Annotated in this window: 4 protein-coding genes; 3 read left to right on the top strand and 1 reads right to left on the bottom strand. The window is 67.8% G+C overall.

Features of this window, described 5'->3' with window-relative positions; all coding sequences use genetic code 11:
* The 3 genes from AX702_RS15645 to lexA form a co-directional block, all read left to right on the top strand.
* Positions 1–106: cyclic pyranopterin monophosphate synthase MoaC (locus tag AX702_RS15645; RefSeq protein WP_331710416.1), on the top strand; the 106-nt coding region annotated here is incomplete at its 5' end.
* Positions 107–197: 91 nt separating this feature from the next.
* Complete coding sequence (locus AX702_RS15640) at positions 198–1,382, top strand: molybdopterin molybdotransferase MoeA (RefSeq protein WP_066781118.1); 1,185 nt, start codon at positions 198–200, stop codon at positions 1,380–1,382.
* 56 nt (positions 1,383–1,438) lie between these two features.
* Entirely contained in the window at positions 1,439–2,101 is a 663-nt protein-coding gene (gene lexA, locus AX702_RS15635; protein ID WP_066781116.1) for a transcriptional repressor LexA, read from the top strand.
* A gap of 98 nt (positions 2,102–2,199) precedes the next feature.
* Here the strand turns inward: lexA and AX702_RS15630 are convergent.
* On the bottom strand, positions 2,200–3,799 hold a 1,600-nt coding region (locus tag AX702_RS15630; RefSeq protein ID WP_066781115.1), incomplete at its 5' end, for a ComEC/Rec2 family competence protein.

The raw sequence follows: 3,799 nt of genomic DNA, 5'->3' as shown, positions 1-3,799 counted from the left end.
GCTGACGATCTACGACATGGCCAAGGCGCTCGACAAGCGCATGACCATTGGCGGCGTGCGCCTGCTAGCAAAGCGTGGCGGGAAATCCGGCGACTTCGCCGCTTGAGCGGACAGGCGCCGGGAAGCTTCTTGCCGCCTCATGATGATTGCGGCGATCAGGCTGTTACTTGCGCCGCCGATCTGCCACTCGTTCGCGCATGAGTGACTTGCTTCCCGTCGCCGAAGCGCAGGCGCGCCTGCTTGCAGACAGCCCGGCGGTTTCGGCCGAGACGCTACCCATCACGCAGGCCTTCGGCCGCTGGGCGGCAGCCCCGATCACCGCCCGGCGAACGCAGCCCGCGCATGATCTGTCGGCGATGGACGGTTATGCGCTGCGCTTCGATGATCTACCGGGGCCGTGGCGCGTTATCGGGGAAAGTGCCGCCGGCCGGCCGTTCACCGGTTCGGTCGCGTCGGGCGAAGCGGTGCGGATCTTCACCGGCGCTGTGATGCCGGATGGCGCGGACACGGTGCTGATACAGGAAGAAGCCGGCCGCGAGGGTGAGCGGCTGATCCTCGACGGCGAAGGGCCGCTGCGCCGGAGGGGCAATGTCCGGCGCGAGGGCCTCGACTTTACGGAAGGAGACACATTGGTCGCGGCGGGCGAGCGGTTGACGCCGGCGCGGCTGGCGGTGGCAGCGACCGGAGGCGCGGGCGACGTGGCGGTGCGGCGCCGCGTCCGCGTGGCAATCGCAGCGACCGGAGACGAACTGGTCGAGCCGGGCACGCCGTTCACGCCAAACGTGCTGCCGGAATCGAACCGGCTGCTGCTGCGCGCGCTGCTCGCTGACCTGCCGGTCGAGATCATCGACCTTGGCATTCTGCCGGATCGGCTTGAGGTTCTGCGCGATGCGTTCACCGAGGTTCAGGCGGACCTTCTGGTCACCACCGGCGGTGCCTCCGTCGGCGATCACGACCTGGTGCAGCCAGCCCTGCGTGCGGCGGGCGCCACGATCGATTTCTGGCGCATCGCGCTGCGCCCCGGCAAGCCGCTGATGGCTGGACGGCTGGGCGACATGGCGGTGCTCGGCCTGCCCGGCAATCCTGTTTCCGCGTTCGTGACGACCATCCTCTTCGTCAAGCCGCTGGTGGCCCATCTGGCCGGCGCGGCTAGGCCCTTCCCGGTCACGACCCAGGCCGTTCTTGGGGAGGACATCGCCGCGAATGGCCCGCGGACCGATTACATGCGGGCCGAATTGCGCGGCGGAGAGGCATTCGTGGCCAGCATTCAGGATAGTTCGATGCTGCTGACCCTGGCACGCGCAGGTTGCCTGATCATACGCCCTCCCCATGACCCGGCCCGACAGCGCGGCGAATCGGCGGAAATCCTGATGATCGCTTGACGCCACCCTTAGCGTTCCTTAAAGGTTCCTCGTCTGTTCGCGGCGGAGGCGATGCGATGCTTACCAGGAAACAGCACGAGCTGATCTGTTTCATCAATGACCGGCTGGCGGAGACCGGCGTGTCCCCTTCGTTCGAGGAAATGAAGGAGGCGCTGGACCTCAAGTCCAAGTCCGGCGTGCATCGCCTGATCTCGGCGCTGGAGGAACGCGGCTTTCTGAAGCGTCTGCCCAATCGGGCCCGCGCGCTGGAAGTGCTGAAGATGCCGGAGCGGTCGGAGGCGAAGCCCTCGCCGGCGCCTGCCTCCACGCGGCGCATCGTGCCGGAGCCCGCCAACGACGTGGTGGAGGTGCCGCTGCATGGCCGGATCGCCGCCGGTGTTCCGATCGAGGCCATCGAGGGGGCGAGCACATTGCCGGTTCCCGCTGCCTTGCTGGGATCCGGCGAGCATTTCGCTTTGGAAGTTGCCGGCGACTCGATGGTCGAGGCCGGCATTCTTGACGGTGACTTCGCCCTGATCCGCAAGCAGGACGTGGCGCGTGACGGGGAAATCGTCGTGGCGCTGATTGAGGATAGCGAGGCGACGTTGAAGTATTTCCGGCGCGAGGGGGCGATGATCCGGCTGGATCCGGCCAACCGCTCCTATGATCCGCAGCGCTATGCGCCCGCCCAGGTGCGGGTGCAGGGCAAGCTCGCCGGGATACTGCGCCGCTACTCCTGATCCGGGTGGGATCCGGATGGCGTATGGAGACGAACGTCGGACCGGTCGAAACTCAGCGCGCGTGCTCAGCGATGAGGGTCAGACCGAACGGGTGACAATCAGCGCGGGCGCTCGGCATTGATCGCTGCCAGCACCCACGGGTGAGTATCGCCGGCCCGGTGGACGGTACGGACATCCGCCGCCTCAAGCGTGATCGCCACGCCGCCTGTTTGAGCCAGCACTGCCCGGTCAAGGCGCAACCATCGAGGTGTGCAGCCACGCGGTAGCCAGCGCTCGCTGATGACGATGTCCGCCGATCGACAGGCGTCCAGCATGTCAGCGATCGGCACCAGATAGCTGCTTCTGGTCGCCAGGATCCGCCATCGCCGCCCTCCCTGCAACAGATCCGATCGGCACAGGTCCCGGCTGCATGCGGCATCGGCCTGATCCGACAGGGTGACGGGCTCTTCCTCTGCGCCGCCGGTCTCGGCCAGCATGTCGCGCGCATAATCGCCCACCCTGTCGCGTAACAGCGCGATGCGTCCGCCGGGCAGTCGAAGCGCCACGTGCCTGCCGTCTCCGGTGACCAATATATCGGGCGGCGGCGTGATCCCGGTCCAAAGCACACCGAATGCGATGGGAAGGAGGCCGAGAATACGCCAGTCGGTTCGCCACAGCGCCAGCCACAGACCGCCAGCCGCGATCAGGGCAAAGGCGGGGACGGGCATCACAGGGAGTGCAGTCGTAGCGCCGGGTGCCTGGGCGGTGAAGTGCGCAATGAAGAGCAGCAGCGTCAGCGCTTGCCGGGCCAGCCACCAGAGCGGCTCGCCCAGATGGAGCGCGTCGAGCAACAGGGCGGTTGCCTCAAGCGGCATGATCACGAAGGTCGTCAGCGGAATGGCGACCATATTGGCCAGAGCACCGTAAACGCCAGCCTTGTGGAAGTGAAAAACAGCGATCGGCATGAGCGCGATCTCCACCACAAGCCCGGTGAGCAGCAGCGAGCCGCCGCCGCGCAACAGTCGGCCGGGCCAGCCGTCTTCACGTGGCGCGAACCAGGCGCGTACGCGGGGATGCTCGGCCAGTGCGATGATGGCGGTGACCGCGGCGAAGGAGAGTTGAAAGCTCGGGCCGGCAAGCGCCTCCGGCCACAGCAGCAGCACCACCATCGCGCCCGCAGCGACCAGCCGCAACGTCAGCGCCTCTCGCCCCAGCGCCATGGCGGCTAGCACCAGGAGGGCCGCAATGCAGCTTCGAACGGTGGGTACTTCGCCGCCGGTCAGCCAGGTGTAGCCGAGCGCCGCTGCTGCGCCGGCGGTGGCAGCGATCAGCGGCACCCGGCCGGTCAGCGCAAGCCGCATGTTGAGCGCCAGAAGGCGGCTGACCAGCAGCATGGTCAGCCCGACCGCCGCCGTGATGTGAAGCCCGCTGACCGACAGGAGGTGCGCCAGACCCGATGCCCGCATCGCCTCCTGATCCGGTTCAGCGATGCCGCCGGTGTCCCCCGTGGCGAGTGCGGCGGCAATACCTCCGGCGCTTCCGGTCAGGCGAGCCTGGATGTGCTGGGACAAACGGGTACGCACCGGCGTTTGAGAGTTACCCCCTGACATCACCGTCACCGGCCCGAGCGCGCGGCCGGTGGCGCCGATGCCCTCGAACCAGGCGACGCGGGCGAAATCATAGGCGCCGGGCACGGCGGGCGGCGGCGGCGGCATCAGG

It is taken from the genome of Sphingomonas sp. CCH5-D11 (assembly GCF_001557395.1).
GTDB lineage: Bacteria > Pseudomonadota > Alphaproteobacteria > Sphingomonadales > Sphingomonadaceae > Sphingomonas.
The sequence above is the reverse complement of the archived record's forward strand: the minus strand, read 5'-3'. Positions and strand labels throughout refer to the sequence as shown.